The sequence below is a fragment of the Paraburkholderia terrae genome (assembly GCF_002902925.1).
In the GTDB taxonomy this organism is placed as follows: Bacteria; Pseudomonadota; Gammaproteobacteria; order Burkholderiales; family Burkholderiaceae; genus Paraburkholderia; species Paraburkholderia terrae.
Genome location: NZ_CP026112.1, coordinates 2,516,755 through 2,541,308 on the forward strand (window position 1 = coordinate 2,516,755; position 24,554 = coordinate 2,541,308).

The 24,554-nt window shown below is 60.3% G+C and carries 34 protein-coding genes and 1 pseudogene; 23 read left to right on the plus strand and 12 right to left on the minus strand.

The window, feature by feature from the left end; all coding sequences use genetic code 11:
- The first annotated feature begins 110 nt into the window (after positions 1-110).
- A complete protein-coding gene (locus C2L65_RS27550; protein WP_042315242.1) occupies positions 111-335 on the plus strand; it encodes a hypothetical protein in 225 nt (74 codons plus the stop codon).
- A 350-nt stretch (positions 336-685) separates the two neighbouring features.
- Here the strand turns inward: C2L65_RS27550 and C2L65_RS27555 are convergent, their stop codons facing one another.
- Complete coding sequence (locus tag C2L65_RS27555; RefSeq protein WP_042315243.1) at positions 686-1,417, minus strand: gamma-glutamylcyclotransferase; 732 nt, start codon at positions 1,415-1,417, stop codon at positions 686-688.
- A gap of 599 nt (positions 1,418-2,016) precedes the next feature.
- Between C2L65_RS27555 and C2L65_RS27560 the strand changes: the two genes are divergently transcribed.
- The 12 genes from C2L65_RS27560 to C2L65_RS27615 all read left to right on the plus strand — a co-directional run bounded on the left by C2L65_RS27560 (position 2,017) and on the right by C2L65_RS27615 (position 6,271).
- Positions 2,017-2,244 carry a hypothetical protein gene (locus tag C2L65_RS27560; protein WP_042315244.1) on the plus strand — a complete coding sequence of 76 codons (228 nt, stop codon included), beginning with the start codon at positions 2,017-2,019 and terminating at the stop codon, positions 2,242-2,244.
- Positions 2,245-2,292: 48 nt separating this feature from the next.
- Positions 2,293-2,517, plus strand: coding sequence for a hypothetical protein (locus tag C2L65_RS27565; protein WP_079482057.1), 225 nt, complete (start codon positions 2,293-2,295; stop codon positions 2,515-2,517).
- 50 nt (positions 2,518-2,567) lie between these two features.
- Entirely contained in the window at positions 2,568-2,795 is a 228-nt protein-coding gene (locus C2L65_RS27570) for a hypothetical protein (protein ID WP_103254579.1), read from the plus strand.
- Positions 2,796-2,841: 46 nt separating this feature from the next.
- A complete protein-coding gene (locus C2L65_RS27575; RefSeq protein WP_103254580.1) occupies positions 2,842-3,066 on the plus strand; it encodes a hypothetical protein in 225 nt (74 codons plus the stop codon).
- 91 nt (positions 3,067-3,157) lie between these two features.
- Positions 3,158-3,391 carry a hypothetical protein gene (locus C2L65_RS27580; protein WP_042317442.1) on the plus strand — a complete coding sequence of 78 codons (234 nt, stop codon included), beginning with the start codon at positions 3,158-3,160 and terminating at the stop codon, positions 3,389-3,391.
- Positions 3,392-3,668: 277 nt separating this feature from the next.
- Entirely contained in the window at positions 3,669-4,007 is a 339-nt protein-coding gene (locus C2L65_RS47310) for a hypothetical protein (RefSeq protein ID WP_158660415.1), read from the plus strand.
- Positions 4,008-4,627: 620 nt separating this feature from the next.
- Entirely contained in the window at positions 4,628-4,852 is a 225-nt protein-coding gene (locus tag C2L65_RS27590) for a hypothetical protein (RefSeq protein WP_042317395.1), read from the plus strand.
- Between the two features lie 48 nt (positions 4,853-4,900).
- Positions 4,901-5,125, plus strand: a complete 225-nt coding sequence (locus tag C2L65_RS27595) for a hypothetical protein (protein WP_079482057.1) — start codon at positions 4,901-4,903, stop codon at positions 5,123-5,125.
- Positions 5,126-5,173: 48 nt separating this feature from the next.
- Positions 5,174-5,398: a hypothetical protein gene (locus C2L65_RS27600; RefSeq protein ID WP_079482057.1), complete on the plus strand. Its 225-nt coding sequence runs from the start codon at positions 5,174-5,176 to the stop codon at positions 5,396-5,398.
- Between the two features lie 48 nt (positions 5,399-5,446).
- Positions 5,447-5,674: a hypothetical protein gene (locus tag C2L65_RS27605; RefSeq protein ID WP_103254581.1), complete on the plus strand. Its 228-nt coding sequence runs from the start codon at positions 5,447-5,449 to the stop codon at positions 5,672-5,674.
- A 46-nt stretch (positions 5,675-5,720) separates the two neighbouring features.
- Positions 5,721-5,945, plus strand: coding sequence for a hypothetical protein (locus tag C2L65_RS27610; protein ID WP_103254580.1), 225 nt, complete (start codon positions 5,721-5,723; stop codon positions 5,943-5,945).
- A 92-nt stretch (positions 5,946-6,037) separates the two neighbouring features.
- Complete coding sequence (locus tag C2L65_RS27615) at positions 6,038-6,271, plus strand: hypothetical protein (RefSeq protein WP_103254582.1); 234 nt, start codon at positions 6,038-6,040, stop codon at positions 6,269-6,271.
- Positions 6,272-6,754: 483 nt separating this feature from the next.
- Here the strand turns inward: C2L65_RS27615 and C2L65_RS27620 are convergent, their stop codons facing one another.
- The gene (locus tag C2L65_RS27620) at positions 6,755-8,416 is read right to left on the minus strand and encodes a cation acetate symporter (protein ID WP_042316364.1); all 1,662 of its coding nucleotides are present in this window, start codon (positions 8,414-8,416) and stop codon (positions 6,755-6,757) included.
- The gene (locus tag C2L65_RS27625; protein WP_042316404.1) at positions 8,413-8,718 is read right to left on the minus strand and encodes a DUF485 domain-containing protein; all 306 of its coding nucleotides are present in this window, start codon (positions 8,716-8,718) and stop codon (positions 8,413-8,415) included. The genes C2L65_RS27620 and C2L65_RS27625 overlap by 4 nt, the downstream gene beginning before the upstream one ends.
- Positions 8,719-9,355: 637 nt before the next feature.
- On the opposite strand from C2L65_RS27625, the gene C2L65_RS27635 reads away from it, so the two are divergent.
- The gene (locus C2L65_RS27635; protein WP_042316366.1) at positions 9,356-10,312 is read left to right on the plus strand and encodes a universal stress protein; all 957 of its coding nucleotides are present in this window, start codon (positions 9,356-9,358) and stop codon (positions 10,310-10,312) included.
- A 165-nt stretch (positions 10,313-10,477) separates the two neighbouring features.
- Here C2L65_RS27635 and C2L65_RS27640 read toward each other — a convergent pair whose 3' ends face one another.
- The 4 genes from C2L65_RS27640 to C2L65_RS27655 all read right to left on the minus strand — a co-directional run bounded on the left by C2L65_RS27640 (position 10,478) and on the right by C2L65_RS27655 (position 12,261).
- Complete coding sequence (locus C2L65_RS27640; protein ID WP_042316368.1) at positions 10,478-10,717, minus strand: hypothetical protein; 240 nt, start codon at positions 10,715-10,717, stop codon at positions 10,478-10,480.
- 57 nt (positions 10,718-10,774) lie between these two features.
- Positions 10,775-11,425, minus strand: a complete 651-nt coding sequence (locus C2L65_RS27645; RefSeq protein WP_042316370.1) for a BON domain-containing protein — start codon at positions 11,423-11,425, stop codon at positions 10,775-10,777.
- A gap of 190 nt (positions 11,426-11,615) precedes the next feature.
- Positions 11,616-12,071: a hypothetical protein gene (locus tag C2L65_RS27650; RefSeq protein ID WP_042316372.1), complete on the minus strand. Its 456-nt coding sequence runs from the start codon at positions 12,069-12,071 to the stop codon at positions 11,616-11,618.
- Between the two features lies 1 nt (position 12,072).
- Positions 12,073-12,261 carry a hypothetical protein gene (locus tag C2L65_RS27655; protein ID WP_042316375.1) on the minus strand — a complete coding sequence of 63 codons (189 nt, stop codon included), beginning with the start codon at positions 12,259-12,261 and terminating at the stop codon, positions 12,073-12,075.
- A gap of 203 nt (positions 12,262-12,464) precedes the next feature.
- On the opposite strand from C2L65_RS27655, the gene C2L65_RS47105 reads away from it, so the two are divergent.
- Positions 12,465-12,596 (plus strand): hypothetical protein, encoded by a 132-nt coding sequence (locus C2L65_RS47105; protein WP_255221916.1) that lies wholly within the window; start codon positions 12,465-12,467, stop codon positions 12,594-12,596.
- A 97-nt stretch (positions 12,597-12,693) separates the two neighbouring features.
- Positions 12,694-13,719, plus strand: coding sequence for an alcohol dehydrogenase AdhP (gene adhP, locus C2L65_RS27660; protein WP_042316378.1), 1,026 nt, complete (start codon positions 12,694-12,696; stop codon positions 13,717-13,719).
- 90 nt (positions 13,720-13,809) lie between these two features.
- Here adhP and C2L65_RS27665 read toward each other — a convergent pair whose 3' ends face one another.
- Together C2L65_RS27665 and C2L65_RS27670 are read right to left on the minus strand one after the other, a co-directional pair.
- A complete protein-coding gene (locus tag C2L65_RS27665) occupies positions 13,810-14,340 on the minus strand; it encodes a flavodoxin family protein (RefSeq protein ID WP_042316406.1) in 531 nt (176 codons plus the stop codon).
- Between the two features lie 52 nt (positions 14,341-14,392).
- Positions 14,393-15,139, minus strand: coding sequence for a beta-ketoacyl-ACP reductase (locus C2L65_RS27670; RefSeq protein ID WP_042316380.1), 747 nt, complete (start codon positions 15,137-15,139; stop codon positions 14,393-14,395).
- A 273-nt stretch (positions 15,140-15,412) separates the two neighbouring features.
- Here C2L65_RS27670 and C2L65_RS46720 point away from each other — a divergent pair.
- From C2L65_RS46720 to C2L65_RS27685, 3 genes and pseudogenes are all read left to right on the plus strand, one after another.
- Positions 15,413-15,517, plus strand: a pseudogene (locus C2L65_RS46720) (DNA-binding response regulator); the annotation flags it as partial.
- Positions 15,518-15,620: 103 nt separating this feature from the next.
- Complete coding sequence (locus C2L65_RS27680; RefSeq protein WP_042316385.1) at positions 15,621-16,652, plus strand: Acg family FMN-binding oxidoreductase; 1,032 nt, start codon at positions 15,621-15,623, stop codon at positions 16,650-16,652.
- Positions 16,653-16,764: 112 nt separating this feature from the next.
- A complete protein-coding gene (locus C2L65_RS27685) occupies positions 16,765-17,064 on the plus strand; it encodes a c-type cytochrome (protein ID WP_233446604.1) in 300 nt (99 codons plus the stop codon).
- Positions 17,065-17,175: 111 nt separating this feature from the next.
- Here C2L65_RS27685 and C2L65_RS27690 read toward each other — a convergent pair whose 3' ends face one another.
- Positions 17,176-17,934, minus strand: coding sequence for an SDR family oxidoreductase (locus tag C2L65_RS27690; RefSeq protein ID WP_233446561.1), 759 nt, complete (start codon positions 17,932-17,934; stop codon positions 17,176-17,178).
- A gap of 28 nt (positions 17,935-17,962) precedes the next feature.
- Positions 17,963-18,397 carry an acyl-CoA thioesterase gene (locus C2L65_RS27695; protein ID WP_042316393.1) on the minus strand — a complete coding sequence of 145 codons (435 nt, stop codon included), beginning with the start codon at positions 18,395-18,397 and terminating at the stop codon, positions 17,963-17,965.
- Positions 18,398-18,509: 112 nt separating this feature from the next.
- Between C2L65_RS27695 and C2L65_RS27700 the strand changes: the two genes are divergently transcribed.
- The 4 genes from C2L65_RS27700 to C2L65_RS27715 all read left to right on the plus strand — a co-directional run bounded on the left by C2L65_RS27700 (position 18,510) and on the right by C2L65_RS27715 (position 22,598).
- Positions 18,510-19,214, plus strand: a complete 705-nt coding sequence (locus tag C2L65_RS27700) for a Crp/Fnr family transcriptional regulator (protein ID WP_042316395.1) — start codon at positions 18,510-18,512, stop codon at positions 19,212-19,214.
- A 113-nt stretch (positions 19,215-19,327) separates the two neighbouring features.
- Positions 19,328-20,695 carry an MFS transporter gene (locus tag C2L65_RS27705; protein ID WP_042316398.1) on the plus strand — a complete coding sequence of 456 codons (1,368 nt, stop codon included), beginning with the start codon at positions 19,328-19,330 and terminating at the stop codon, positions 20,693-20,695.
- Positions 20,696-20,732: 37 nt separating this feature from the next.
- The gene (locus tag C2L65_RS27710; RefSeq protein ID WP_042316400.1) at positions 20,733-21,653 is read left to right on the plus strand and encodes a beta-keto acid cleavage family enzyme; all 921 of its coding nucleotides are present in this window, start codon (positions 20,733-20,735) and stop codon (positions 21,651-21,653) included.
- A 3-nt stretch (positions 21,654-21,656) separates the two neighbouring features.
- Complete coding sequence (locus C2L65_RS27715) at positions 21,657-22,598, plus strand: 3-hydroxyacyl-CoA dehydrogenase NAD-binding domain-containing protein (RefSeq protein WP_042316402.1); 942 nt, start codon at positions 21,657-21,659, stop codon at positions 22,596-22,598.
- 218 nt (positions 22,599-22,816) lie between these two features.
- Here C2L65_RS27715 and C2L65_RS27720 read toward each other — a convergent pair whose 3' ends face one another.
- Positions 22,817-24,076, minus strand: a complete 1,260-nt coding sequence (locus C2L65_RS27720) for an IS256 family transposase (RefSeq protein WP_103254517.1) — start codon at positions 24,074-24,076, stop codon at positions 22,817-22,819.
- Positions 24,077-24,554 lie beyond the last annotated feature (478 nt).

A 24,554-nucleotide genomic window follows, 5' to 3' on the forward strand; every position in this document is an offset into this window, starting at 1 on the left:
ATCGAGCCTGAATTACCTATACTGGTTGTTCGAGACATACGCGTTGCCGTCATCGACCGAAGCGCGCACCCATCGCGACGGCGCCACGCGACATTTCTTATGGAACAGCCATGTCCAAGCTACTCATCAAAGATCTTCCCGAAAGTGTCGAACTCGATCGCGCAGCGATGACCGCTATCGTCGGCGGCGCACGAACGGGCGGACGCTTCTTCGGCGTCAGCGCGCAGGCGTTGCCGGCGGCGACGCGCGTCGTCGACTATCCCGTGGGATTCCCTACGGCTGCGCGCCAACCTGTCGACGAACGCATACCCCCGCAGAGCCTTTTGCGCAAATAGCGCTTGCCTTTAAGGCAGTCACCAGTCGCTTCTTTCTCTTGACGTGCCGCTTGCCGGATGGCTTGCGGCACGCGTTCGCGCGCGCGTCTGTTTGCCTGTTGCCCTCTGGCCGTCTGTTTTATTCCGCCAACTTTCCGTGCTTGACGGTATGGCCTTCGCTAAGACTTTTGCGTTCAGCTGACGGGCAACCGGTCGTATACGCGCGAACGCCGCTGGCTATTCCCTTGCGGGAGGGTGCTTTTCAAGGCGAAATGTAAGTGCGGGCGTCGCAGCCCCTGACTCCCAAACATGCCTGGCGAGCGCGGCGAGCCGCACAGGCCCGCAGAGGTGCCGCGGGGCGCCGGGCAACGCTACCTGCCGGCGGCTTTCAGCTCAACCAGTCGCTGCGCAACGAGCCGCTGCAAACGCCATAGGTTGGCGTCCCGGATGCCAAGACGTTCAAGGTGGTCAACCGTCTGCATGAGGTATTCGGCACCCGATCCCCAGTGGCCGACCGCCTTGTACAACACGGACGCGATCTCCTCGTCGGTCAACCCGGCCATAAAGTTGCGCCCCTTGCGATCGGCGGTAAACGCAATGGCGCGCACGGCGGCTTGCCCCGCTTTCGCGGTAATCCACCGTGGCGGACTGGTCGGCGGCTTGACGGTCATTTCCCGTCGCCACAGCTTGCGTAGATCCGCGAGGACCCGGTGCCCAGCAACCCGATATAGAGCGCCACGGCAACTGCCACCCGGAACGAGCGACATCATCAATCCCGGCTGGTCGGGGGTGCCGCGAAAGCGCGTTAGCCGAATGCAGAACGCACGGTGCCAGCCGTGTAATACCGCTGCAACTTGCTCTTCAACTTCGAAGGGCCGATTCCACAGCAACGAACCATAAGCGAACAGCCAGATGTCCTCTCCTTGCCAGGCACCCGCATGGAGTACCGCCTGCAGTGACGCCTCGTAATCTTCATCCGTGTGGACGATGACGCCGGGGGCCGGTCCGCTGTCTTCCATCTTGCACGCAACCAGTGACACCAACTCGGGGGTCAGACGCAGAGGGACTGAACGCTGGCGACGTGTAGTGGAAGTCTGGTCCATCTGTTACTCCCTCGGGAAACAAACGAGGCCGGGCATCGTTAAACCCGCCAGCGGGCGATCAGGTACAGGCTTGCAAAGGACTGACCTGATTCTCTCGATAGTCCCGGCAGCCCGGCTTTGTGCCGCTCCCGAATGTCACGCCGCGGAATCTCGTCGTCCCAAGCCATGGCACTCATCCTCCATCCTCGGCAGCGAACGGTCAATTCCGGAGAATTGACGCACTTCAAGGAAGTCGAACTCGCTGCGATCACTGAGTGGTTCGGGACCGTCGCGCATCGCGTACGGCCGAGATGATCTGCTCAAGTGCGCCTCGGTGTGCCGGTCGCCGAACTCATTGAGATGGCGGCATTTCGTGCTGTTCGGTTATAGCGGACAGCTGCGCGATTATCTGTTTGCCAGCAGCAGACGTTCATTTGTCGTCTGGTCGCCTGAAAATCCGCGTTCAAAAAATCTCCGAGATAAAATCTCCTTTAATTTCATATGGTTATCGTGTTATTTCGGAGCTCTGCGCACGACTGGCACACCCTGTGCGTATGTAGCAGCGAGCGCAAACAAATCGTGCTCTTCCAACCCGAAGCAACTGATCCAGGAGATTGACCATGGCTACGCTGACCATCAAAGACCTCTCGCATAACGAAGAACTTTCCGTCGAAGCACTCGCCTCGGTACGCGGCGGCAGCAACTACAACGCCGGCAACGTGAACGCCGCATTCGGTGGCGGCTTCGCCAGCCCGGCTATCGTGGTGGCACCCGTCACACAGACCGACACGAAGGTCGTCATCCCGACGATCCAGAACTTCGGCGGCCTGCAGGGCGTGCTGCTGTAAATCGCAAACACATCACCTTCTTACCCTACCCCATCCAGGAGATTGACCATGAGCTCGCTGACCATCAAAGACCTTTCGCATAACGAAGAACTTTCCGTCGAAGCACTCGCCTCCGTGCGTGGCGGCAGCAACTACAACGTCGGTAACGTGAACGCCGCATTCGGTGGCGGCTTCGCCAGCCCGGCTATCGTGGTCGCGCCCGTCACGCAGACCGACACGAAGGTCGTCATCCCGACGATCCAGAACTTCGGCGGCCTGCAGGCTGTGCTGTAAATCGCAAAACACATCACCTTCTTCCCATACCGTATCCAGGAGATTTGACCATGAGCTCGCTGACCATCAAAGACCTCTCGCATAACGAAGAACTTTCCGTCGAAGCACTCGCCTCCGTGCGCGGCGGCAGCAACTACAACGTCGGTAACGTGAACGCCGCATTCGGTGGCGGCTTCGCCAGCCCGGGCGTGGTGGTGGCACCCGTCACGCAGACTGACACGAAGGTCGTCATCCCGACGATCCAGAACTTCGGCGGCCTGCAGGGCGTGCTGCTGTAAATCGCAAACATCACCTTCTTCCCATACCGTATCCAGGAGATTGATCATGACCTCGCTGACCATCAAAGACCTCTCGCATAACGAAGAACTTTCCGTCCAGGCACTCGCTTCGGTGCGCGGCGGCAGCAACTACAACGCCTACAACACGAATGCCGCGTTCGGTGGCGGCTTCGCCAGCCCGTCGATCGTGGTGGCGCCCGTCACGCAGACCGACACGCAGGTCATCATCCCGACGATCCAGAACTTCGGCGGCCTGCAGCTGGTCAAGTAAAGCCACACACGGGAGAGCCGCGCCGCGTCTGCCTGGTCGCAGGTAGTGCGTACTCTCCCGTCCCGCTACACGCCACACCAGGAGCCTTACCATGGCCTCGCTGACGATCACGGATCTTTCGCATCATCAGACACTGTCCAACGACGCGCTGTCTGCGGTGCGCGGCGGCAGCAACTTCAATTTTGGCAACGTGAACGCGGCGTTCGGTGGTGGTTTTGCCAGCCCGGCTATCGTGGTGGCGCCGGTCATCCAGACCGACACGAAGATCGATATTCCGACGCTGCAGAATTTCGGCGGACTGCAGTTTCTCAAGGGGCTGCTGTAAGTCCCGGGCATGAAACGGCCGTTCCCATATAAAAACGTTTGTCGGGTCCGCCAGACCCCTTCGAACAGTTAAAGACAGCACCACAGCACGGGGTAAGCGTTAAGAGAAGATGTGCGTCAGAAGTTCCTTCTGAGAGGAATGCCGTCAGGTCTTGTCCCTTGACGGCTTCAGGCCCGCCAGTCCGTTCCCCGCTGGCGGGCCTTCTTGTTTGTGCAGCGTTGGGCGCGACCTGATCCAGGTGTGGGATCAACATGCCCATCCGCACCCCGGTCTGCAGGTGAATCCGCTCGACCTCGTCGAGGCTGATGTCAGCATGGCGCCGGGCATACAGATGCGTGGTGTACCTCGACGCGTGATTGGCCATTGCCGCGGCGTTCTCGAGCGCGTCACCGTTTTCCAGACAGGCGGTGATGCCCGTGGCGCGCAACGTTTGCTTGCCGATCGCCGTGCCAATGCCCGCCGGCGCACCATCGCCTACGCGTTCGCCTTCGGTAGTGGCGTCGTGCTGCGCTTCCCGGTGCCACGCGCGATCGTGCGGACCAGCGGCCCCTTTGTGTCCGTGCCGATGCCGGTGCCGTCGAGGTACGCCTTCAAGTTTGCCTCAAGCGGTTGGTGACACAGCATGTCGTCCGCCTTGCCCACCTTTCTCGCGCCGCCGCGCGAACCAAAACACCAGTGCGATCAGCGCGCGATCCCTGAAGCCTATCGGCGTCGTCACATCGATTCGGTCGAGCAGCCGCCGCGCCTCGGTTGCACCGAGCACCGAGGGTTTTCCCTTTTGCGTGGTCTGGCTGGGGCCGCGCACCGACGATGAGCTAAAGGGGCAAATGAAGTAATGCCGATTTTTTAGTGCGCAAGCGCACAACATTGTCGGCGGGCGCGCGCTGTTTTTTCCAGGTTGCTGCTTCTTTCCCGCACTTGCATTGCGAGGTATGCCCGCGCTCACGGACTGCGGGACGTTGCAATCCGTCGCGCGATGGCGGCATTTCGTGCTGTTCGGTTAAAGCGGACAGCTGCGCGATTATCTGTTTGCCAGCAGCAGACGTTCATTTGTCGCCTGGTCGCCTGAAAATCCGCCTTCAAAAAATCCCAGATAACAAATCCCCTTTATTTTCATATGGTTATCGTGTTATTTCGGAGCTCCGCACACGACTGGCACACCCTGTGCGTATGTAGCAGCGAGCGCAAACAAATCGTGCTCTTCCAACCCGAAGCAACCGATCCAGGAGATTGACCATGGCTACGCTGACCATCAAAGACCTCTCGCATAACGAAGAACTTTCCGTTGAAGCACTCGCCTCCGTACGCGGCGGCAGCAACTACAACGTCGGTAACGTGAACGCCGCATTCGGTGGCGGCTTCGCCAGCCCGGCTATCGTGGTCGCGCCCGTCACCCAGACCGACACGAAGGTCGTCATCCCGACGATCCAGAACTTCGGCGGCCTGCAGGCTGTGCTGTAAATCGCAAACACATCACCTTCTTCCCATACCCCATTCAGGAGATTGACCATGAGCTCGCTGACCATCAAAGACCTCTCGCATAACGAAGAACTTTCTGTCGAAGCACTCGCCTCCGTACGCGGCGGCAGCAACTACAACGTCGGTAACGTGAACGCCGCATTCGGTGGCGGCTTCGCCAGCCCGGCTATCGTGGTCGCGCCCGTCACCCAGACCGACACGAAGGTCGTCATCCCGACGATCCAGAACTTCGGCGGCCTGCAGGCTGTGCTGTAAATCGCAAACACATCACCTTCTTCCCATACCCCATTCAGGAGATTGACCATGAGCTCGCTGACCATCAAAGACCTTTCGCATAACGAAGAACTTTCCGTCGAAGCACTCGCCTCCGTACGCGGCGGCAGCAACTACAACGTCGGTAACGTGAACGCCGCATTCGGTGGCGGCTTCGCCAGCCCGGCTATCGTGGTGGCACCCGTTACACAGACCGACACGAAGGTCGTCATCCCGACGATCCAGAACTTCGGCGGCCTGCAGGCTGTGCTGTAAATCGCAAATACATCACCTTCTTCCCATACCGTATCCAGGAGATTGACCATGACCTCGCTGACCATCAAAGACCTCTCGCATAACGAAGAACTTTCCGTTGAAGCACTCGCCTCGGTGCGCGGCGGCAGCAACTACAACGTCGGCAACGTGAACGCCGCGTTCGGTGGCGGCTTCGCCAGCCCGGGCGTGGTGGTGGCACCCGTCACGCAGACCGACACGAAGGTCGTCATCCCGACGATCCAGAACTTCGGCGGCCTGCAGGGCGTGCTGCTGTAAATCGCAAACATCACCTTCTTTCCATACCGTATCCAGGAGATTGACCATGACCTCGCTGACCATCAAAGACCTCTCGCATAACGAAGAACTTTCCGTCCAGGCACTCGCTTCGGTGCGCGGCGGCAGCAACTACAACGCCTACAACACGAATGCCGCGTTCGGCGGCGGCTTCGCCAGCCCGTCCATCGTGGTGGCGCCCGTCACGCAGACCGACACGCAGGTCATCATCCCGACGATCCAGAACTTCGGCGGCCTGCAGCTGGTCAAGTAAAGCCACACACGGGAGAGCCGCGCCGCGTCTGCCTGGTCGCAGGCAGTGCGTTACTCTCCCGTCCCGCTACACGCCACACCAGGAGCCTTACCATGGCCTCGCTGACGATCACGGATCTTTCGCATCATCAGACACTGTCCAACGACGCGCTGTCTGCGGTGCGCGGCGGCGGCAACTTCGATTTTGGCAACGTGAACGCGGCGTTCGGCGGTGGTTTTGCCAGCCCGGCTATCGTGGTGGCACCGGTCATCCAGACCGACACGAAGATCGATATTCCGACGCTGCAGAATTTCGGCGGACTGCAGTTTCTCAAGGGGCTGCTGTAAGTCCCGGGCATGAAACGGCCGTTCCCATATAAAAACGTTTGTCGGGTCCGCCAGACCCCTTCGAACAGTTAAAGACAGCACCACAGCACGGGGTAAGCGTTAAGAGAAGATGTGCGTCAGAAGTTCCTTCTGAGAGGAATGCCGTCAGGTCTTGTCCCTTGACGGCTTCAGGCCCGCCAGTCCGTTCCCCGCTGGCGGGCCTCCTTGTTTGTGCAGCGTTGGGCGCGACCGGATCCAGGTGCGGGATCAACATGCCCATCCGCACCCCGGTCTGCAGGTGAATCCGCTCGACCTCATCGGGGCTGATGTCAGCATGGCGCTCGCGCCCTGAGCCACATGGGCCGTGTACATCTTCGTAGTCAACGTAACCGGCCAGATCGAGTCGTTGGGGCCGTACAGCCACAACAATGGAACTCGTGTGTTCTTGCCATACGCGCCGAGCGTGCGCGTCAGGTCGCCTCAACGCCTCTCCCCATTCGCGGCTTAGTGACTTGCGCCCTCCACCGCGCCAATCCCGGTTTCCGAGCGTACCGACTGCGCCTCGAATCCGGCCTGATCGATGCGCGCACGAGCGGATCTATCTGTCAACGAGAAGAGCCAGATGCCAGCGAAGCCGATCGCCATCGAAAAGAGTGCGGGCGATGCGTAGGGGAATGGCGCCGTCGCAAAGTGCAACACATCCACCCACACCGCTTTCGAGAGAACCGTCAGCAATACGGCAGAAACCAACCCGAGAAAGCCGCCGATGGTCGCACCACGTGTGGTACAACCGCGCCACAGAACCGACATGAACAGCACCGGAAAGTTGGCCGACGCCGCCACAGCAAACGCCAGCGACACCATGAATGCAATGTTCTGCTTCTCGAATACGATCCCGAGCACGACGGCGACAATACCCAGCACGACAGTCGTAACGCGCGAAACGAACAGCTCGTTCGCACTCGCTGCCTTGCCATGCTTGAAGACGGTCGCATACAAATCATGCGACACAGCCGATGCCCCGGCCAACGTGAGACCCGCGACGACGGCCAGGATCGTTGCGAAAGCCACCGCCGAAATGAACCCGAGAAACACGTTGCCGCCCACCGCACTCGCAAGATGCACGGCAGCCATGTTCGTGCCGCCCAGCAGCTTGCCCGCCGCATCCTTGAACACGGGGTTCGTGCTGACAAGAACGATGGCGCCAAAGCCGATGATGAAGGTCAGGATGTAGAAGTAGCCGATCCATGTCGTTGCCCAGAACACCGACTTGCGTGCTTCCTTGGCGTTAGGCACGGTAAAGAATCGCATCAGGATGTGCGGCAGCCCAGCCGTGCCGAACATCAGTGCAATTCCGAACGAAATTGCCGAGATCGGGTCCTTGATGAAATTGCCCGGACCCATGATGGACGCCTTCTTCTCATGCACTTCGACGGCTTTCGCAAAGAGCGCTTCAGGGCTGAAATGAAACTGCCACAGCACCATAAATGCCATGAACGAGGCGCCTGCAAGCAGCAGACACGCCTTGATGATTTGCACCCAGGTTGTTGCCGTCATACCGCCAAACAGCACATAAACCATCATGAGCGCACCCACGATCACCACCGCGACCCAATACTCGAGTCCAAACAGCAATTTGATCAACTGCCCGGCACCGACCATCTGCGCGATCAGATAGAACGCCACGACCACGAGCGTACCCGATGCGGCGAATGCGCGGATCGGCGCCTGCTTGAAGCGATATCCAGCCACGTCGGCGAACGTGAAACGGCCGAGATTGCGCAGTCTTTCGGCCATCAAAAACGTGATGATCGGCCAGCCAACCAGAAAACCGATCGAATAGATGAGACCGTCATAGCCATTTGCATAGACGGCTGCCGAGATGCCCAGGAACGAAGCAGCCGACATGAAATCTCCGGCGATTGCCAGTCCGTTCTGGAAACCCGTGATTCCGCCACCCGCGGTGTAAAACTCGGCGGCGGAGCGCGTCCGTCTCGCAGCCCATTTGGTAATGAAAAGCGTCGCGACCACGAAGACGACGAACATCGCAATTGCCGTCCAGTTGGTCGGCTGTTTGACCGTCTGGCCCATGTCCGCGCCAGCGGAGAAACAATACGATGAGAAGACAGACAGCGCAGTAAAGGCGCAAAGACGTCGTGCGATCATGCTGCCTCCCGCTTGATCTGCTCGGTGAGTTCATCGTATGTGCTGTTGGCGCGACGAACATAGAAACCCGTGATAACCACCGTGAATACGATAACGAACAGTCCAAGCGGCATGCCCCACGTCATCACGCCCGCGCCCATCTTTGCAGCAAGAAACTGCTTGTCGAAGGCAATCAACAGAACGAAGCCGTAATAGACGAACAACACGAGGGCGGTCAATGTCCACCCAAGCCGTGAGCGCTTTCGCACCAGCTCGCGATACGCCGCGCTCGATTTCACTTTCTCTGCGAGTTTCACATCCATCTTCGTCTCCTGCATGGGCAGCTTTCGCTGACTGACAAGCGCCCTCTTCCGGCCATGGTCGTAACGAGGGGCGTCTTTACGCACCGCGTGTCCCGATGGGGATTCGGTGCAATGCTTTCGCGCGTGGGCTTCGATGCGTCGTTATTGTCGTGCGCCAGGTAGTACATTAAGAGCGCGCGCTTACCCGGTTCTTACGGCACCGCGTTTCTCCCGCCTGGGTTTACACGAATAACTGCAACCTTCTCAGTAAAGAATCGGCACTACCTGACACGTCGCACAAGGCCTCCCGTGCCGATGCGCCAACCTCAAGCTTTCACATCGGCGGTCACGCACGCGCAACCAACGGGCGTGGTCTCTTCCCATTGACATGACCCAGATCATCCCGGCAAGGAAGCTGTCGCCCGCACCAATAGCGCTTCGAATCTCCGTTCTCAAAGCAGGCATGAACCATTTCTCATCTGACGCAGTTGGCTGTACGATTTCATGGCTGATTCTCCGCAAATGGCTCGGTAGCGCGCCGAACATCGCACGCTTTCAGCGTACCGCGCAAAACGGGCGAAGTTGATCGACGTCAATCGCGATCGCCGCGCAGAACGGAGAATCGATACATCGGGACGCTGCCAGACGGAGGATCATCATGGCTCAAACATCGAACGCCGCCTCGTCTACCCAGAGCGCGTTTCAGCGCATCATGCTGGCCGTGGACGACTCGGAGGCGACCTTGCGGGCAGCCGAATATACAAAAGCATTGTTCGCCGGGCGTGCGCAAATCAGGCTGGTGACGGTTGCACAGAACCCGCGCACGCTGTTCCCTCTCGGCGCGACGGCGCAAGGGTTTCTAGCGGCGGCGAGAGAGGAGATCATCGGCGATGCCCGCGCCGCGCTTGCGAAAATCGAAGCCATATTCGCAGGGATAGAGCTGGAATTTGGGCTGGTCGATCTTTCTGTTCATCACGGCAATACTGCTGATGCGTTGCTCGACACGGCATCGCACTGGAATGCGGACCTGCTCGTGATGGGCATGCGGCATCATCATGGATTGCTGCGCTGGATCGAAGGCACCGTGTCGGAACCCGTGGCGCGGCGCGCGACCTGCTCCTTGCTGCTGGTGCCCGAGGACAGCCGCGTTCCCACCGACCGGCCGCCCATGCGTATGGTCTTTGCGCTGGACGGCAGCGCCTGCTCGCTCGCCGGTTTGCGCACGGGTCTGAAGATCGCTGGTCCTGATACCCGGCTGCGCACGATCTACGTGGTGGATCGTGCCGTCCATCTGTTCGATGGCGGGGCCGCCGACATGTTGGAAACTGCGTATCTGGACCAGGGTTGCGCGGCCATCGAACGCGCGACGCACATCTGCTCCGATCAGGGCTGCATCGCGGATACCGCCGTGATCAAGACGCATCGAAGCCATGATGATGTTCCGCACACGATCGTACGTGACGCAGCGGAATGGAATGCCGACCTGGTCGTTCTCGGCACGCATGGCAGACGCGGTATCGAGCGCTGGCTTCTCGGCAGCGTGGCCGCGCGCACTGTCCGGCTCGTCGACACGCCGATTCTGCTGGCACGCAGCGGCGAAACGGCGGCAGACTAGACGAAACATGACGCCTCGCGCCGTCTCTACGGCGCCTTCCGCGTTGACGGCCGGTTCTTGCCCTCCGCGCTGCGCGACGCGTTGCTGACCGGGCGGACACCCGGGCGGCGCAGCAGTATGCTCGCAGCCGGCGGTTCCCACGGTAACCGACTGCGCACCGCGCCTTCACATCTTGATGGTTCGCGCCATTTTGAGACCTATCCACGTCGTCCCTTCGCGCAGGCCGTCGAGCACAGCATCCCGTTCGGTGTTGAATTTCCTCCCGTGGCGGAAGGTATGCTCGAAGTCGCCTTCCGGCGACGAGTGCCTGACGTGGATTGTCGACTGATAACCGCCCGTTTCGGCAGGTTCCGTCTGCACGTTCACAGACCATGCGCCGTCCTGCACGTTTCCCGACATCGCCATCGCATGCTCCTTTTGAATCGCAGTCGCGCGGAAAGCACGGCTGCTGCAGACACGACGTCATTCGACGACGATATCGTCGACAACCGCTCGCACGCCGGGCGCACTCCACGCGGCCCCTCTCGCGACAGCCCGTTCCGCGTAAGAACCGACTTTGCCTGTCAGCGTCACCGTTCCATCCTTTACGTCGATGGCGATGTGCCTGACTTCGCGCTCGGCATGCCGTTGCATCGCCTGCGCGATCTTTGAGGCGATGTCTTCCGACCCGACCTTGCCGCGCACCTCTATCCGGTTGTGGACACCCCGCACACCGCGCATGTGGCCGATTGCGCGCGCGACCACATGAGCCTGGTACGCCCAATCCACCACGCCTGTCAACGTCACCCAGCCTTTCTCGACCTGCACCTTCACTGAATCGTCGGGCAGGCCGACCGTCCAGTGCGCGATATCGTGTACCGCTCTGCCGATGTCTTCGTCGGTGCGTTCGTCCTTCTGGGGCAGCCGCACCTCCATCTCCACCACAACGGCCCGCACCCCGGCCACGCGATGTGCGGCCTTTTCGGCAGCGAGCTTTTCGGCGTAGCTCGGCGGATGACCGGATAGCGTGACGACGCGATCCGTCACCTCGACCCCGATGTCCGTCGCCGTCACAGCGGGATCCCACTCCAGTTCTTCCTCGACTTCTTTCTTCAACTGCCGGTCTGATTTCATCGCGCATCTCCTCGAAACGAAGCGTAGGTCGCGTCACCAGAAGAAAGCTTCGACCCGCAACCGGGCAAGCGGGCTGATGCAGATCAATCCAGCGCAACTTCGTCGGCTTAACCCCGATTCGCAGTCCACGACATCGACATCATGACGGCGGCAGGTGCCGTCCTGCCGAGTGAACGGGGCAGAACTGTGATCATTCGCCCCGCTTCTCCAGCCACGCCCTGAAACCCTTCTCCACCGAAATGACCGACTTCGCGCATGTCGCATACAGCAGCCCGGCATCGCCGTCGCTGTCGTACATTCCGCGGCACATCGCCTTCAGCCGGATGGCCGCCCCGCCCTTGCCGTCGGCGTCTTTCGACGCGGCCAGATAGACATAGCCGAACGCATGCGGAAACGCGGTCTGAATCACGGCATCGTCGGCCTGCACGATCCGCGTCGCCGAATGCGCCGCAATGAACGTTCTCGTGCGCGCCCACGCTTCGTCGCAGGCGGGCGCCGTGGTGCAGACAATGTCCGCTTCCTGGCGAGCATGGAAGAGTTCGACTTCTTCGGCACGGAACGCCGTGTCGCGCGACGCCGTTGCGCACGCAGCAAGCCATGCCAAACCGACGAGAGCGATACACAGCCCGATGTTCATCCGTGCCATCTCACCCCCCCTGCGCGCCCGATTGCAGTGGCGTCCGTGCCGCTGTCGTCGCGAGGCCGGCGATCTCGGAAGTGATCTCATCCTGCCCGGTGAAATCGACACCGTTGGCGGCGCCGCATACCGCGATCACCCGCCCGGCCGCAACAGCTCGCCCGGTCTGTTCGTCGGGTTGACCATGCTGGATCGACACGTTTTCTGCTCCGCAGCGAATTCGTGAACCCCTTCAAGATAACAGCCCGCGACGTGTCACAACTGATCCTGGTCAATGACTGTCCGATTCCCTCGCATGCCGCTGAAAACCGGTTCTATTCGCGAACCGGTTGACAGGGATCAACGGACGGAGCGCGAACCGTTCTACGCTCGACAGGACGGAGCTCACACGAGCAATGCACGATGACGAAGTCCATTCTGTTCAACCTCGCGCAAGCCTTTCATGCCGATGCAGACCAGCCCCTCGACGGTTCGCCCGCGCGTCGCCGGTCACGCACGGACTTCGGTGCATTTCGCGGCTCGCTGCGCGTCTAGCGCGGTTTGAGCGCACGACGCGCCTTCGTGCCGCGTGCCAGCCGCTACCACTACTATCGATCCATGTTGTAGCAGTGACTTTTTGAAGGAGGATCACATGACGCGTTACATGAAGGCCGCCGTCGTCCATCAATTCGGTGCGCCGCTGAGTATCGAGGAAGTCCCGGTTCCCGAAGTCGGGCCGGGCCAGATTCTGGTCAACATCAAGGCGTCCGGCGTGTGTCATACCGATCTGCATGCCGCCGACGGAGACTGGCCCGTCAAGCCGTCCTTGCCCTTCATTCCTGGCCATGAAGGCGTGGGCTATGTCGCCGCGGTCGGCAGCGGCGTGAGGAACGTCAAGGATGGCGACCGCGTGGGCGTGCCCTGGCTCTATACGGCCTGCGGCTACTGTGAGCATTGCCTGAGCGGCTGGGAAACGCTGTGTCACGACCAGCAAAACACCGGCTACTCGGTCAACGGCGGATATGCGGAATACGTGCTCGCCGATCCGAACTATGTCGGACATCTGCCCGATAACGTCGCATTCGACGAAATCGCGCCGATTCTCTGCGCCGGTGTCACGGTTTATAAAGGCATCCGCGTGACGGACACGCGCCCTGGCCAGTGGCTGGCCATCTCAGGCATTGGCGGCCTGGGTCACGTGGCCGTGCAGTATGCGATCGCGATGGGCCTGCACGTCGTCGCCGTCGACATCTCCGACGAGAAACTGGCGCTCGCACGCAAACTGGGTGCGAAGCTGACGATCAATGCGAACACGACGGACCCCGCAGCCACTATTCAAAAGGAAATCGGTGGAGCGCACGGCGTGCTGGTGACAGCCGTATCGCGAAGCGCCTTTGCACAGGCACTCGGCATGGTGCGGCGTGGCGGAACGGTCGCGTTGAACGGCCTGCCGCCCGGCGACTTTCCGTTGCCGATCTTCTCGACCGTGCTCAATGGGATTACGGTGCGCGGATCGATCGTCGGCACACGACGCGATTTGCAGGAGTCGCTCGATTTCGCCGCGCAAGGCAGCGTTCGTGCGCATATCCATCGAGACCGCCTCGAGAACATCAACAAGGTGCTCGGGCAATTGCGTGAGGGAACCGTCGACGGGCGCGTCGTGCTTGCGCTCGACTAGCGCGCGGACAGGACAGGCGTGGTGAAGGAATCCGCGACGCCTGTCCTTGTCCCATACTGCTCGACGCGTGCCGTCCTTCGCCCTTCCCTTTCAAACGCCCCATTCCGCTTCCAGCCGGGCCGCCAGCTTGTGCCTGATTTTCCGCGCGAAGCTCTGACGCAGATTGCCATCAAGACGTTCATGTAAGTCATGCGTCGTGATCGCACAGGTTGCCACAGGAGTTTTACGCGCCGCGCCGGCCAACTGCTTCAACGCCGGCCCCGCACCGTGGCCGCCCAGACAGCAGAACAGCGCGACGTGCTGGATCTGCTCGCCGTGTTCCGCGAGCCATGCCAACGCGGGAGCCGAAGCGTGACTTGCCCACACAGGAGAACCCACCACGGCCATCTCATAGCACGACGGATCATGCATCGCAGGTGTGATCCTGACCCGACGCCGGCACAGCGCATCGATCAGCGAACGCAGGTAGCCGCGCGCACCGGCGCGCGACACGTTCGCACCCTGCTCACAGATAGGCTCGATATCGGCGCCAAGTTCCGCCGCCAGCATCTCCGCGATTCGACGCGTCGTGCCGGTGCGCGAGTAATACACCACGAGTATCGTGCTGCGAGGTTCTGACACGTTGGTCTCCATCGGTCGTCGCGGTGATCGGGCGATAACGGCAACGCCGGATTCACTCCATGTGCATGCCGCCGTTTATCGCGAGATTGGCGCCCGTCATGAATGCCGCTTCATCGGAGCAGAGAAACGCCACGAGCGCTGCGATCTCTTCCGGGCGTCCGAGCCGCCCAACGGGTATCTGCGGCAAAACCTTTGTTTCCATGATGTCGTGAGGGACGGCCTGAACCATCGCCGTTGCCAGATAACCCGGCGACACGGTGTTCACGGTGATACCGCGCTTCGCGACTTCCAGCGCCAACGACTTCGTGAAGCCATGCACGCCAGACTTCGCAGCCGAATAGTTAACCTGTCCGAACGCGCCCCGCGAACCATTTACCGAGCTGACGTTGACGATACGGCCATAGCCACGCTCGATCATCCCGGGCAGAAACTGCTTGGACATGTTGAACAGTCCATCGAGATCGGTTCGCAGCACGGCATCCCAATCCGCTTTGGTCATGCAGGCGAATGTCATATCGCGTGTGATGCCGGCGTTGTTGACCAGGATATCCACCTTCTTCAATTCATCGAGTACGCGTTGCGCGCAGCGTTCGCACGAATCGAAATCGCTGACATCGGCTTCGTACGCGTGAAAGTGACGGCCCTGATCACGTTCCTTCATCAGCCACGTCGCCACGTGATCGTTGCGAGTCGAGTAAGACATGGCCACGGTAATGCCGGCATCGTGCAGCGCCCTGCTGATCGCCGCCCCAAGCCCGCCCATGCCGCCCGTGACAAAAGCCACACGTCCATTTTCCATGTCAGGCTCCCGCTCCAGCGGCCTGACGTGCAGGCGATTGGGCTACACGCTCATCATGCGAGGGCGCAGCGCCACGCACGATCGCGTCCTGATATGGACGCAACCACGCACTAAAGCTGTCGATCGGCGCCTCGACGCCGGGAAGTTTCTGCAACGGGGATTCCCGCTTCATGATCAATGCTCCACAGTCGGTGAATCGCAAAAGCTCTCCTACCTAATCTAGTCGCGCATCACCGGTATGGATTGACCTGAATCAAGCCGCCTTCCCGTATCACTAACAAGACCCACATACTCGACAAGATGGAAATGCCCAACGAAACCGCCCTCGTACGCTATGCGATCCGCCACAAACTCAACGACGACGAGGACGATCTCTAAAAGGTGTGTACTTGCAACAGGTCGATTGATCTGCCTCAAATGCTCCGCCACGTTGCGTGCCACGATGAATGAAAGTCCATCAAGGACAGAAAGGAACATTCCGATGAGCGCGCCCGTGTCCACCTCTGCGTGGCAGATCGACGAGCACCTGTTCGACGCCCTCGCGCCGATGGAGCAACAGATTCGCTTCGCACTGCAATATGCCGTGCTTGCCCCTTCGAATCACAACGCGCAACCTTGGCGATTCATTGTCGATGAGGACACCGTCCAGCTCTGTGCCGACCGCACACGCGCGTTGCCCGTCGTCGATCCATTCGATCGCGAGCTGCTCATCAGTTGTGGCGCGGCGTTATTCAATTTGCGCGTCGCGCTGAGTCATTTCGGACTCGCCTATTCGATTAGCGTGTTCCCATCGGACTTTGATCCCGATATCGTCGCGCGCATCAAGGTCACCACTAAAGGGCCTCGCGACGCGTCCCTGGCGAGTCTGTTCAGTGCGGTAACGAAACGCGTGACGACCCGTGCCCCCTTCGCCAATGAATCCATAGCCGAATCCTTCAAGAACGAGATGATCGCCGCATGCGACGCGGAAGGCGCCATTGCAATCTGCGTAGACGAGGAGTCTTCCCGCCAGTCCATCGCACAGCTGATCGCGGAAGCTGACAGTATGCAGTTTGCCGATCCGCGCTTTCGTCGCGAACTGGCAAGCTGGATTCATCCGCGCCGGCTCGCCGACGGCATGCCGGCGTACGGAACGGCCGTCGGCGGTCTGCTCGATTTTGCAATGCCGCTGATGGCGTCAGTGGTGCGCGTATTCGACGTCGGTGCCGGGACACCTGCCACGCATCAACGGCTCGTCGAAGGCTCCCCCCTTCTCGTAGGCATTGCCACGATGCGTGACGACCGCGAGGCGTGGCTGGCTGCAGGGCAGGCCCTTCAACGTATGTTGCTTGTTGCTGCGTCCAAAGGGTTGACAGCGTCGTATCTGAATCAGCCCATCGAAGTCGCCACATTGCGCGATCAGCTCAAGGTCCTGTTGAACGTCGATGCCATGCCGCAGTTGCTGCTGCGCGTTGGCCGTGGCCCACATGCGGAGCATTCGCCGCGGCGAGCTTTGCGGGATGTCGTCGACTGACGTCGCTGAATTTTCCTTCAGTGATCGAAACAGAATAAATTTTGGATAGACAAAGGGAGTTCTTGCCGTGATTCATGCACGTCCCCTCATATACTTTGCATGCGCGTCGAGCATTGTCCTCGCCGGTGTGAGTCCAGTCTGGGCCCAATCGAATGAACCGGGCGACCTGGTCGATCAGCATCACTGCATGTTCTGTCACACATCCGACGCGCCCTTTCTTGCACCGTCGTTTCATCAGATTGCCGACCGTTACCGCAACGTACCGAACGCGACACAGATGCTCGAAATCAAGCTCAGAAAGGGTGGGCGCGCGCATTGGGGCGATACCGCCATGCCGCTGCCGTCGGAACGCGGCGGGCCAATTTCAGCAGAGGATGCCCATCAGTTGATTCAATGGGTGATGACGCAATAGCGGCACGGCAAACTGACTTTTGCCACTGGTGGTCTCGTTCTCCGACCGGGGCGAGCGTTCACGTCAAGGCGCCGACCGTGCAAGTTCACGATCTCACGATTGACTAGCGATTCAGGACGCCTGCTGCATGTCGTTATCAATGGGCAGCATCTGCCCTGAGATCGACTTGCCTGCGTCCGATGCAAGGAAGACCGCCATCGCCGCGATGTCCCGCGGATCGACGAAGCGTTGCAACGACTGGATCGACATTGCGTCCCGTCGCTCGTCGTCCACGGACCGCCTGCTCACCTGCGCGCGTCCCGCCAGAACTCTCTCGATACGCTCGCCCTCCACTGCACCGGGCAGGATCGCATTGACACGCACGCCGGACTCGCCAAGTTCGCGCGAAAGCGTTTTCGTGAAACCAATCAAGCCCCACTTGCTGACGGAATACGCGCTTCGATTCGGATAACCGAAACGACCCGCCACCGACGACATCACGATGATCGACCCCGCAAGCGACTGCTTGATATGAGGGATCGCGAGCCGGGTGACGTTGAAGGTGCCATTCAGGTTGATCTGCATGACGGCATCCCAGGCAGCGGGATCGTAGTCCTCAACCGATAATGTCGGTCCCGAGATGCCCGCGTTGTTTACCAGTACATCCAGCCCGCCCAGAACTCGAACGGCTTCCGGCACTACGCGTTCGATATCGGCACGACTGGAATTGTCACAAACTGCAGTGTCGATGTCCGGCGATTCCGACGCGAGCGCCGACAATCCACTCGCGTCGACGTCGATCACGAACACTTTTGCACCGTTGTTTGCGAAAGCACGGACGATTTCCCGACCGATACCTGATGCACCTGCCGTCACAAGTACTTTCTGCACGCTCAATTTCCACCTCCGACACGTTCCACTAATACGCTACGTTCTCGACCGATTCGCAGGCAGCACGGACAAATTCAGGCACAGGGACGGCCTTCAATCGTCCATCGCTCTGCTTGACGCACAAGGCATGCGTCGCCCGCCCTTCGCAGATCAGCGTATCGTTGCGCATGATCCGATGGCTCTGGATAAAGACTTTGCCGCGCCATTCCTCGACTCGCGTATGCACCACCAGACTTTCGCCATAGGTTGCCGAGGTGTGAAAACGCGTATGAACTTCGAGCAACGGCGCGCCGATGCAATGCGGCAGCGCTTGCATCTCCCGCCATGGCGGCAGGCCACACTGTATAAAATAATCGTGCGACGCTGCGTCCATCCAGCGCGAGAAGTTCGGGAAGAAAACAATTCCGGCCGGGTCACAATCGCCGAATTGCACGTCGATACGATAGACAGTTTCTTTACTCACGGGTCCATGCTCCTGCTTTCAGTTCAGCCATTGTGCGCGGGTCGCCTGCGCAACACTGTCGATGCGGCGACAGTTCGCATCGAAGCCGTTCAACTCCCTTTGGAGTGACGATATGACGAGGCAAAAGCGGACGGTCACGGTGTCGCTCACCCTCGACGAACTGCTCGCGCAGTCGCCGTGGTTCGGCGAGCTGGACGATGCCGCAAAGTCCCGCGTGCGCGCTGAAGCATCCGAGCGCGCGGTCTCAGCCGGTCAGGTTCTTGGGCATCATGGCGAGCGTCAACTTGTCTGGTTCGGCGTGCTCGAAGGGCTGATCAAATGGTCGATCACGGCCCGCGACGGACAAACGGTGACGCTGGGTGGCCAGTCTGTCGGCAGCTGGTTCGGAGAAGGCACGTTGATTCGCAACCTGCCGCGCGAGTCGGATCTCATCGCGTTACGCGATAGCCGCGTCGCACAGATTCCGCGCGCGACCTTCGAATGGCTGCGCGAACACCATCCGTCGTTCAACGATTTTTTGCTGTTGCGGGTCAACGAGCGGCTGCACTGGTTCATGGGCGCCGTCGCGGCGTACGGCCTGCTCGATACGGATAGCCTTGTCGCCAGAGCACTCGTCGGCATGGTGCATCCGCTGTCCAATCCGAGCGGTGCGGCGCATCTGCAACTGTCCCAGGAAGAACTCGCCAACCTCGCCGGCGTCTCGCGGCAGACGTGCAACAAGGCGATGACCCGCTTCAAGAACGCGGGTCTGGTACGCACCGAATACGGCGGCATCGTCGTGCTGGATCTGCCCGGGCTTCAGGATCTGGCCCGGTAGCACCGCGTCTATTACGACTTGGTGTTTACGCTGTCCGCGACTGTCGCGCCATCGACAGTCGTGCAGGCAGTCGCCCGAAATAATGCGTGTCATACAAGGTCAGGAGACACGCAATGATTCGCGCCCGTTCGTTATCGTCCACAGCCGCGCTCGTCGGGAATTCGTCAGACGAGATGGTAGAAGACACAGTCTTCCGGAAAATAAGCTGGCGCGTCATGCCGCTCATCCTCGTCGCTTACGTCTGCGCGTTCCTCGACCGGATCAACATCGGCTATGCGCAGTTGCAGATGAAACACGATCTGGCGTTTTCCGATGCTGTGTATGGACTCGGCGCGGGCATTTTCTTCGTGACGTATCTGCTGTTCGAGGTGCCCAGCAATCTGCTGCTCGAAAAGATCGGTGCGAGGCTGACTTTCCTGCGAATCATGGTGCTGTGGGGCATGGCCTCCGCGGCGACCGCGTTCGTCTCGGCGCCGTGGCAGTTCTACGCGATCAGGCTGTTGCTCGGCGTCTTCGAAGCTGGCTTCTTCCCCGGAATCATTCTGTATCTGACGTACTGGTATCCGAGCCAGCGGCGCGGCCGGGTCACGGGTCTGTTCCTCTTCGGCATGCCGATTACGGGCGTGCTGGGTGGCCCGCTGTCGGGCGCCATCATGAGCGGCATGGAAGGATTGGGCGGCATGCACGGCTGGCAATGGCTGTTCCTCGTCGAAGGGCTGCCGACTGTTTTGCTGGGATTCGTGCTGTATCGCATGCTTCCGGACGGTCCGGCCCGTGCGTCGTGGCTGAACAGCGCCGAGAAGTCGATGGTGCAGAAAGTTCTCGCTGCCGACCATCGTGGTGAGGCGAAGGCCGGACATCATGGACGCATCGCTGCGGCGCTGGCGGACCCGAAGACGTACGTGCTTGCGTTCATCTACTTCTGCTGCGCCTGCGCCGTCTACACGCTGACTTTCTGGCTGCCGACCATGATCAAAGGTCTCGGCATCGCCCCGATCGCGACGATTGGCTGGTACACGGCAGTGCCCTATATCTTCGGTGCGCTGGGCGTGCTCGTCATCAGCCGCAGTTCGGACCGCTTCAAGGAGCGCCGCTGGCATGTGGGCGGAACGTTGGCACTCGGTGCAATTGCACTGGCGTCGACTTCGTATCTCGGTACTGCTGTCGTTCCCGTCATGGTCGTGCTCTGCGTTGCATCGTTTTTTATCTTTGGCGGTGGCTCGCTGTTCTGGTCGATTCCGCCGACGTATCTGGACCGTAACGCTGCCGCAGCGGGCATCGCGGTGATCAGTTCACTGGGCATCCTCGGCGGGTTTGTCAGTCCGACGCTGATCGGCATGATCAAGGGCGCGACAGGCAGCATTCAAATGGGACTTATGGGCTTGACGGCACTCGTCATCTGCGGCGGACTCACGATTCTCCTCGGCCTGCCCAAAAGCGCGCTTCGAGTCGGCCCAGGCGAAGGCGCCAGCGCGCGCTAACGAACATTCAGTACTTTATTCTCTGGAGAGCATCAATATGAGCAAGCCCAAAGTCATCGTGACCGTTGCCCCGACGGGCGGCATGGCCAGCAAGAAAATGAATCCCGCCCTGCCCACGCAGCCGCAGGAGATCGCAGACGACACGTATCGCTGCTACAACGCGGGCGCCAGTGTGGTTGCCGTACACGCACGACGTCCCGACGACGAAGCCACCTGCAATCCGGCGATCTACAGCCAGATCAACCGCCTGATCCGGGACAGGTGCGACATCATTCTCAACAACTCGACGGGCGGCGGCATCAATGGCGACATGGTTCGCGAACTCGACAACGGCCTGTGGGAAATCCAGTGGGAAGAGCGTCTGAGGGGCATGCAGGGTGATGGCGTCGAGATGTGTACGCTCGATGCGCAGACGGTGATCGCGAGTTTCGGTGGCAAGGAAATCCTGGTGGCAACGCCGCCTTCACGAATCCGGCAGATCGCGGAGATGATGAAAGCGCGCGGCATCAAGCCCGAATGGGAGGTGTTTGGCCTTGCCGACATCGTTCAGGACGTTCAGCGCGCGATCAACGAGGGCCTCGACGACGCGCCGCACTTTATCAATATTGTTATCGGCGCCAACGCGTTCCAGGGCGCGCTGCCCTACACGCCGCGGCTGTTGCAGACGATGGTCGACCACCTGCCGCGCAACACCGTTTTCAACGTCAGCGCCATCGGCGCGGCGCAGTTGCCTGCCGCGATGAACTCGCTGCTGCTTGGCGGACATGTGCGCGTCGGACTCGAAGACAACCTGTACTACAGGCAGGGTGAACTCGCGACCAACGTCCAGCTGGTCGAGCGGCTGGTTCGCCTCGTGCGCGAAATGGGCTACGAGCCAGCAACGCCGTCCGAGGCGCGCGAAATCATCGGTCTGCAGCCGCTGCGCGAAACGATCCACGCTGTCGGCATGGAGGCTTAGGCAATGACGAAGCGACCCACCACCGTCGCCATCGTGGGCACGGGTGTGATCGGCGCAGGCTGGACGACGCACTTCCTCGCTCATGGTTTCGCCGTCACGGCAACGGACCCCGGCGAAGGAGCCGAATCGCGCCTGCGCAACTGGATCGACGATAGCTGGCCGGCGGTCGAGCGCCTGGGACTGGCGGAGGGCGCCTCTCGCGACAATCTGACGTTCACGACGGACCTGGGCGCGGCGGTGCGCGATGCCGGTTTCATTCAGGAAAGCAGCCCCGAGCGTCTGGACGTCAAGCAGGCACTGATCGCGAAGATCGAATCGGCGGCGAAGGCGGAGACCATCATCGCTTCGTCGTCTTCGGGTCTTTCGATCAGCGAGATTCAGGCTGGCGCGAAACACCCGGAACGGATCGTGTTGGGACATCCGTTCAACCCGTCCCACATCATTCCGTTAGTGGAGGTCTGCGGGGGTAGCCTCACATCGCCTGACAACATCGCGAAGACGATGGCGTTCTATGCGTCGACGGGCAAGAAGGTCATCAGGATCAACAAGGAGATCAAAGGTCATATCGCCAACCGGCTTCAGGCCGCGATATGGCAGGAGGCGATTAGTCTGGTGGAGCGCGGGATCGCTTCCGTAGAAGACATCGACGCGGCGATTTCCCATGGTCCTGGCCTTCGATGGGCGCTGCTGGGTCCGTTTCTCAATCTCCACGCTTCTGGTGGCGCTGGTGGAATTACGCATGTGCTGCAGCATCTGGGTGCGGCACAGCGCGAGTGGGCCAGAGACTTGGGTAAGTATCCCGAGACGGATGATTACATCGAGTTAGTTGCGGCAGGCGTTAGTGCGGAACTGGAGTCGTACGATTTTCCGGAAATGCTTCGACAGCGCGATGAACTGCTGATTCAGTTGCTGGAGGCCAAGCGGAATCGTGCTGAGCTTCCGTAGAGCGCGGCGTCAGGTTTTCCTTCGAGGAGTGAGCGCGTTGGCATCCCGTCCAGCTTGACCTGCACAGACGGATCGAACAGGAGCAAGCCCGGGAAGTTCAGGGGCGCGAGCCATGACGCGCTGGCGAACGCGCCGTTTTCCGGGGACTTGGGAGTGTCTGAATTTTTGTGTGCAAGGCAGATAAAAGCCTGCCATCTGGCAGGCTCGTCAATTGCATTCTACAAATGATTCCTTGTGAAGCGATCCTCGTAGAGGATCGCGAACTGGTTCATCGCGGCTTTCCAGTCATGCGCGGCACGGCTCCAGTCAGCCGTGATATTGCGCAAGGCCAGCCATAGCAGTTTGGTCGCGGCCTCGTCCGTCGGGAAGTGCCCACGCGTCTTGACGATCTTGCGTAGCCGGGCATTGACACTTTCGATGGCATTGGTCGTGTAGATCACCTTGCGAACCGCTGGCGGAAACGCGAAGAAGGGGATCACGCGATCCCAGGCCCGACGCCAGGCGGCCACCACCGTCGGGAATTTCTGGCCCCACTCACCCTGTTCGAACGCATCCAGTTCGGTCTGCGCAGCTTCAGCGCCCGTTGCCGAATAGATCGGCTTGAGGGCAGCAGCCAGCCCCCGCCGGTCTTTCCAGCTCGCGTAGTCCAGCGAGTGGCGGATCAGGTGCACGATGCACGTCTGGAGCGTGGTGGCCGGAAACACCGCGCCCAGTGCTTCAGGCATGCCCTTCAGTCCATCGGTGACTGCGATCAGGATGTCCTGCACGCCACGCACCTTCAGGTCGCTGAATACCTTCATCCAGAACTTCGCGCCTTCCGTGTTCTCGATCCACAGCCCCAGGATGTCCCGTGTGCCGTCCGGCAGGATGCCCAGCGCCAGATAGATCGCCTTGTTGCGCACCATCCCTTCCTCGCGGATCTTGACGCGTAGCGCGTCAAAGAACACTACCGGGTACATCGGCTCGAGCGGACGCGCCTGCCAGATACTCACCTCGTCCATCACGGCATCGGTCACCGAACTGATGAATTCCGGCGATACATCGGTACCGTACTGCTCGGCCAGAAACCCCTGGATCTCGCGCACTGTCATGCCACGGGCGTACATCGCGATGATCTTGTCGTCAAAGCCGGTAAAACGCCGTTCGTGCTTCGGAATCAGGATCGGCGCAAAGCTGCCGTCGCGGTCACGGGGAATCTCCAGGCGTAGCGGACCGTCGTCGGTCAGCACTGTCTTGCCGCTCTTGCCGTTGCGCTGGTTGGTCGCATCTTCTGGCCGCACGGCACCCGCCGGATAGCCCAGATGGTGTCCAAGTTCGGCGCCCAGCGCCCGCTCGATCAGCGCCTTCTTGAACGCCGCCGAAGCGGCATGCACCGCTTCGGCCGTCATCGGCCCCTTCACGAACTGGTCGATTAGTTCCTTCGGAATGGACGGCAACGCTGTCTGCGCTTCGGTGGTCGTCTTGGGTTTGCGTGGCATACATGCTCCTTGAGCTACATGTTATGCCTTGAACACAAAATCTATGACAGCCCCGGGGACTTTCCCACCAATGAATCGGCAGAACTGCTTTGGGACGAATTGTATTTTCAGCGAGCTGTCGAGGTTCCACCCCGGAATCAGGGCATCCTGGACGACTTCTATCAGCGGCCACTCTCGGGCCCAACAATCAGCGGCAAAACCTGTAGTTCGCTGAATTGAAGTGAAGAATGACGGATCACCGGATGAGGAGTCCAATCACCTCACCCAGAACTCAACCTAACTTCATGATTTTTACGGAATAGTCTCGCGCCGGTCAAGTTCGGGACTATCACGGCTTTACAAGGGTTTCCGGGCGATCTGTCTGGATTATGGGCGAGATTTGGGCACACCGTTGACCACACTTCTAAGATACGAAGCGTCTACAAGACTCAGAGCCCAACGCCCTGGTTGCACTGAGTTTGAAACGAGATACTAGAGC